This is a genomic window from Gemmiger formicilis (assembly GCF_016901605.1).
Taxonomy (GTDB): domain Bacteria; phylum Bacillota; class Clostridia; order Oscillospirales; family Ruminococcaceae; genus Gemmiger; species Gemmiger formicilis_B.
In genome coordinates this window covers 1-5,883 of record NZ_JACJKP010000179.1, presented here as the reverse complement: position 1 = coordinate 5,883, position 5,883 = coordinate 1, and the positions used below count along the sequence as shown (strand labels likewise).

Annotated in this window: 6 protein-coding genes; 2 read left to right on the top strand and 4 right to left on the bottom strand. The window is 57.4% G+C overall.

Going from position 1 to position 5,883, the window contains the following annotated elements; all coding sequences use genetic code 11:
* Positions 1-358: hypothetical protein (locus H6B10_RS12115; protein ID WP_430661760.1), on the top strand; the 358-nt coding region annotated here is incomplete at its 5' end.
* A 68-nt stretch (positions 359-426) separates the two neighbouring features.
* Here H6B10_RS12115 and H6B10_RS12110 read toward each other — a convergent pair.
* Positions 427-1,803 (bottom strand): sodium-dependent transporter, encoded by a 1,377-nt coding sequence (locus tag H6B10_RS12110; RefSeq protein WP_204651837.1) that lies wholly within the window; start codon positions 1,801-1,803, stop codon positions 427-429.
* Between the two features lie 116 nt (positions 1,804-1,919).
* Here H6B10_RS12110 and H6B10_RS12105 point away from each other — a divergent pair, with 116 nt between their 5' ends.
* Positions 1,920-2,972, top strand: a complete 1,053-nt coding sequence (locus H6B10_RS12105; protein WP_204651836.1) for a threonine aldolase family protein — start codon at positions 1,920-1,922, stop codon at positions 2,970-2,972.
* A gap of 256 nt (positions 2,973-3,228) precedes the next feature.
* Here the strand turns inward: H6B10_RS12105 and H6B10_RS12100 are convergent, their stop codons facing one another.
* From H6B10_RS12100 to H6B10_RS12090, 3 genes are all read right to left on the bottom strand, one after another.
* Entirely contained in the window at positions 3,229-3,927 is a 699-nt protein-coding gene (locus H6B10_RS12100) for a methionine ABC transporter permease (RefSeq protein WP_204651835.1), read from the bottom strand.
* Positions 3,927-4,925, bottom strand: coding sequence for a methionine ABC transporter ATP-binding protein (locus H6B10_RS12095; protein WP_204651834.1), 999 nt, complete (start codon positions 4,923-4,925; stop codon positions 3,927-3,929). Before H6B10_RS12095 ends, H6B10_RS12100 begins: the two co-directional genes overlap by 1 nt.
* Before the next feature lie 104 nt (positions 4,926-5,029).
* Positions 5,030-5,875 (bottom strand): MetQ/NlpA family ABC transporter substrate-binding protein, encoded by an 846-nt coding sequence (locus H6B10_RS12090; protein WP_204651838.1) that lies wholly within the window; start codon positions 5,873-5,875, stop codon positions 5,030-5,032.
* Positions 5,876-5,883 lie beyond the last annotated feature (8 nt).

Here is a 5,883-nt window from a genome sequence, read left to right as displayed (position 1 = left end):
TTTGCGGGACGCCGACAAGGTTGACATCCTGCGCGTAAACGTAGAAGTGCCCATGGAGGAGATTTACAATGTGACCACCGAAGCACTGCGGCAAAGCCCTGTGAGTCCGGCGGTTTTGCAGGCCTTTTATGAACATCATTGCGTGCTGCGCAGCCTGAAGCAACACCCTGCCGACAATGCCGTGGGACATGCCTCGCTGGTGTATGAGTTGTGCTACCCCGAAAGCCTGCGTGCCGTAGCCGAACAGGGCTGGCTGTGGAAACTGCTGAACTTTCCCACCGAAAACCCCGACACTGCAAAAGCCTTTGCCGCCATGCGGGAGGAAATGCAGGGTTGGCTGGCCCAACAGCTGGCCTGATTTGTCCTTTACCAAACAAAAAAGCAGCCGCCCGCAGGCGGCTGCTTTTTTGTTGATTCGTTGTTCGGTCAGATCAGGCCCTGGACCAGGATGACCACAATGAGGATGGGCAGCACAAACTGGAAGTAGGGTTTGAATGCCCGGGGCATCCGCAGACCGGAACCGGTATTGCACTCTTCCATATATTTGTCGTAGCCCCAGCCCCAACGGCTGACGCAGAACAGCAGATAGACCAGACTGCCGATGGGCAGCAACAGGTTGGAAACGATGAAGTCTTCGATATCCAGAATCTGACCGCCGGAGGGTGCATTGGGCAGCGGCACCGAGAAGTACCACAGATTGTAGCCCAGCACACAGGGAATGCTGGCCAGCAGGATGAACAGGCAGCAGATGACGGTTGCCTTTTTACGGGTCCAGCCGAAGCAGTCGATGCAGCTGGCCATAATGTTCTCAAAGACCGCCAGAACGGTAGTGAAGCTGGCAAAAGTCATAAAGAGGAAGAAGAGGGCGCCCCAGACCCGACCGCCAGCCATGTTGACGAAGACGCGGGGCAGCGTAATAAAGATCAAAGGGGGTCCGGCGTCGGGCTGAACCCCGAAGGCGAAGCAGGCCGGGAAGATGATGAGGCCGGACATCAAAGCCACAAACGTGTCCAGCGCGCAGATGCGGACAGCCTCACCGGGGAGGGTATGTTCCTTGGTCATATAGCTGCCGAAGATTTCCATAGCCGCAATGCCGAGGCTCAGGGTGAAGAAGGCCTGGTTCATCGCCGCAGTGATGACATTGCCCAGCCCCACCTCGGTTGCCCGCTCGATATCGGGCAGCAGGTAGAAGGCAAGACCTTCCTTGCCGCCTTCCAGCATAACGCTGTTGACGGCCAGCACAACGATCAGAAGCAGCAGCGCCATCATCATCCATTTGGAGATCCGCTCAAGGCCCTTCTGCAGACCGAAAGAGCAGACCAGGAAGCCGCCCAACGTGATGATGGCCATAAAAATGGTCATCTCGCCGGGGTTGGCCAGCATGGCGCTGAACACACCGTCCACAGCGCTGTTTTCCATGCCCTCAAAGGCGCCGGTGGCAAACTTGTAGAAGTAGTCCAGCATCCAGCCGGCCACGGTGGTGTAATACATCATCAGCAAGCAGCAGCCGATGATGCAGAACCAGCCGTGAACATGCCATTTGCTGCCCTTGGGTTCCAGGGACTTATAGCCCCGCACCGCGCTCTGGCGGCTGGCACGGCCTACTGCCAGTTCCATCGTCAGCACGGGCACACCCATGATAATGAGAAACAGCAGGTAGAACAGCACAAAAATACCGCCGCCGTTGGCACCGGCCATCCAGGGGAATTTCCAGACGTTGCCGATACCGATGGCACAGCCGGCACTTACCAGAATAAAACCGAGACGGGAGGCAAAGCGCTCCCGCGTTTTTTGGGGATCCATAAGCATCCTTCCTTTCTCACACACGTATGTCACATTATATCGTATTTTGCCTGTCATTGCAAGGTTTACCCGTATATGTTATAATATAAAATACGTGATGGAAAGGAGAATCTTCAATGATTCGTTTTGAGTGTGACTACGGCGAAGGCGCTGCCCAACCCGTACTGAACCTGCTGCAAAAAACCAATCTGGAACAAACCCCCGGCTACGGCGAGGATGATTACTGTGCCGCTGCCGCCAAAAAAATCCGCGCCCTGTGCGACGCTCCCGACGCTGCCGTGCACTTTTTTGTGGGTGCCACCCAGGCAAATCTGACGGTGATCGATGCCGCGCTGAAACCCTGGCAAGGGGTTTTGTGCGCCGATACTGGCCACATCCATGTGCATGAGACCGGCTCTGTGGAAGCAACGGGTCACAAATGCCTGGCGCTGCCCGCCACGGCCGGCAAAATCACAGCGGAACAGATTCGTGCCGCCGTGGACTCCCACCGTGCCAACCCCAGCCACGAGCACGAAGTGCAGCCCGGTATGGTGTATATTTCCAACCCCACCGAGGTGGGCACGCTCTACTCCAAAGAAGAACTGACCGATATTTCGGCAGTCTGCTATGAGTTGGGGCTCTACCTTTTTGTGGACGGTGCCCGCATGGCCTACGGCCTGATGAGCCCCCAGAACGACCTGAACCTGCAGGATTATGCGGCACTTTGCGATGTGTTCTATCTGGGCGGCACCAAGTGCGGTGCCCTCTTCGGCGAAGCCGTGGTCATCACCAATGATGCGCTGAAAGAAGATTTCCGTTACGCCATCAAGCAGCACGGCGGCATGCTGGCCAAGGGGCGACTGTTGGGACTTCAGTTCCTGGCTTTGCTGGATGGCGAGGACGGCAGCGGATGCAGCCCCTATTTTACCATGGCAGCCGAAGCAGACCGTCAGGCGCTGGAAATCCGGGAGGCTTTCACCGCCAAGGGCATCAGCCTGCTGCATGACTCCCCTACCAACCAGCAGTTCTTTATGCTGCCCGATGCCTGGTATAACGCCCTGGCCGAGCACTACGCCATGAGCGGCATGGGCAAGCCGGACGCAGAGCACACCGCCGTGCGCATCTGCACCAGCTGGGCAACCAGACCCGAAGCTGTCAGCCAGCTGATTGCCGACGTACAGAAGCTGTAAAAAAGCTCCCATATAAAGCAAATGCACCTCAGCAGAACCTTCTGCCGGGGTGCTTTTTGCATCTATTCTAATGGCACGAAGCCTTGTAGGTTGTCTGCGCCGGACCGGGGCATAAGCCCCTCGCATGGTCCGACGACAGTAGTATGGGTCTTTGGTATTCACCTTGACTTCGCTTATAGTATAGTACCTGATTGTGTCCGAGTTGTCACATCATTTTGAACCTTTTATGAATTTAGCAGACACAGGACGATTCTGCTCACCGCTGGATGCGCTTGTCGCAGCGCAGCGCCAGACGGGTACCCACGGTTTGCAGAATCTGCACCAGAATCACCAGCAGCGCCGTGGCAAAAATCTCCAGCACACCATTGAAACGGTAGTACCCGTAGTTGATGGCGATTTTGCCCAGACCGCCGCCGCCAATGATACCGGCCATGGCACCGTACCCCATGATGGTGGTGGTGGCAATGGTCACATTGGAGATCAGGCTGGGCATGCTCTCGGGGATCATGACCTTGGTGATGATCTGCAGAGGCGTGGCGCCCATGCTCTGGGCAGCCTCGATAACACCGGCATCCACTTCCCGGATGCTGGTTTCCACCAGACGGGACACAAAGGGGAAAGACGCGATGACCAACGGCACAATGGAAGCCGGCGTACCGATGGAAGTACCCACGATCAGGCGGGAAAGCGGGATCACAATGATCATCAGGATCAGGAACGGGACGCTGCGCAGCAGGTTGATAAAGGCATTGAGCAGGCTCATGACCCAGCGCGGCAGCGGACGCACACCGCCCTGTTCGCCGGTAACCAAACAGACACCCAGCGGCAGGCCGATGACCAGCGCCAACAGGGTAGCAACGGCCGTAGACCAGATGGTTTCCCAGGTTTCAAAGGGAATGGTGGGCAGCACCTGCAAAAAGGTTGTCCACTCTTTGCTTGCCAGAAATTCCGCCATCAGCCGTTCACCTCCTCAAACGTAATACCGGGATAGTTCTTGATATACTCGATTGCCCTGGTTGCGGTTTCATCATCGGGCAGGGCCAGCAACATACTGCCCAGAGTCTGCCCGTTGACAATACGGGTATCCGCTGCCAGGATGGAAACCAATGCACCGCACTGGATGGCCAGACTGGCCACCAGCGGTTTGTCGGTGGTCTGGGTTCCGTTGAACGCCACGCGCACAATCCGATGCCCCGGCACGGCCTCTGCCTTGGGGGCACCGGCCGGGTACACCAGCCGCCGCGCCGCTGCGGAAGTGGGACGGCTGAAAATCGCCTGTACCTCCCCTTCTTCCACCACCGTGCCTTCATCCAGAATGGCCACACGGTTGCAGATTTCTTCCACCACGCTCATCTGGTGGGTAATGACCACCACAGTAATGCCCAGTTCCCGGTTGATCTTCTGGATCAACTGCAAAATGGCGTGGGTGGTATTGGGGTCCAGCGCGCTGGTGGCTTCGTCACAAAGCAGAACCTTGGGATCGGTAGCCAGCGCGCGGGCAATGGCAATACGCTGTTTCTGGCCGCCGGAAAGCTGTGCCGGGTATGCCTCGGCCTTGTCCGGCAGGCCTACCAGTTCCAGCAGTTCCCGGGCACGGGCCTCTGCCTTGTCTTTGGGTACCTTGGCCAGTTCCATCGGGAACATGATATTGCGCAGGCAGGTACGCTGCATCAGCAGATTGAACTGCTGAAAAATCATGGTAATATCCCGCCGGGCCGTACGCAATTCCGCGGCACTGAGATCCTGCATCTGGCGACCGTTGACAATAACGTTGCCCTCATCGGGACGTTCCAACATATTGATGCAGCGCACCAACGTGGATTTACCAGCGCCCGACATGCCGATGATGCCGTAGATATCCCCATCCCGAATGGTCAGGTTGATATCGTTGAGGGCGACCACCGTGCCGCCCTTGGTGGCAAAACGTTTGGTCAGGTGTTGTAATTCGATCATGGGTTTTCCCCCTTATTTTACAATAGGGAACGGGCATTTTCTCCCGTTCCCTATTGATTGTATCCTACAGACCTTACAGTTGCAAGGTTTTTCCCTCTTTTTTATCAGAAAAGAGCCACAACGGCGCCATCATAGGTTTCGTTGATGAAGTCCTTGACTTCCTGGCTCTGCAGCGCTGCCAGCAGGGCCCGGATGGCGGGGTCGTTTTCGCGGCCTTCCTTGACGACCAGCACGTTGGCATAGGTCTGGGCAGCTTCAGAGGCGGCATCCTCGGTGGCCAGAGCATCGTTGCCGACCGAGAAACCGGCTTCCAGCGCATAGTTGCCGTTCATGACTGCATAATCCACATCGGCCAGGGTGCGGGGCAGCTGCGCGGCTTCCAGTTCCTCCACCTGCACGTTATGCGGGTTTTCGGTGATATCGTTCACAGTAGCGGTCAGACCTGCATCCTCACGGATGGTGATGATGCCCTGGGCAGCCAGCAGCTGCAGGGCACGGGCTTCGTTGGTGGTATCGTTGGGCACAGCAATCACCGCACCATCGGTGATTTCGTCCAGGCTCTGGCTCTTGCCGGGGTAAATGCCCAGCGGTTCGTAGTGGATGTCGCCCACGCTGACCAGATGGGTGCCGTTTTCTTCATTGAAAGAATCCAGGTACGGCTGATGCTGGAAGTAGTTGGCATCCACTTCGCCGCTCTCGGTGACCATGTTGGGCTGCACATAGTCGCTGAACTCCACGATGTCCAGGGTGATGCCCTGTTCCGCCAGCAGGTCCTTGGCAATGTTCAGGATCTCGGCATGGGGCGTCGGGGAAGCAGCCACCTTGATGGTGGTACCGGCCAGGTCGCTGCCGGTCTCGGCCGTGGAAGCCGCCTCGGAAGAAGCGGTGGATTCAGAAACAGAAGCGGTAGAGCCGCAGGCGGCCAGGCTCAGCGCCAGCACACCGGCCAGCGCAGCAG

Coding starts and splice junctions, on each gene's coding strand:
- H6B10_RS12100 (WP_204651835.1), bottom strand. CDS start 3,927: ATGGCGGAATTTCTGGCAAGCAAAGAGTGGACAACCTTTTTGCAGGTG.
- H6B10_RS12105 (WP_204651836.1), top strand. CDS start 1,920: ATGATTCGTTTTGAGTGTGACTACGGCGAAGGCGCTGCCCAACCCGTA.
- H6B10_RS12095 (WP_204651834.1), bottom strand. CDS start 4,925: ATGATCGAATTACAACACCTGACCAAACGTTTTGCCACCAAGGGCGGC.
- H6B10_RS12110 (WP_204651837.1), bottom strand. CDS start 1,803: ATGGATCCCCAAAAAACGCGGGAGCGCTTTGCCTCCCGTCTCGGTTTT.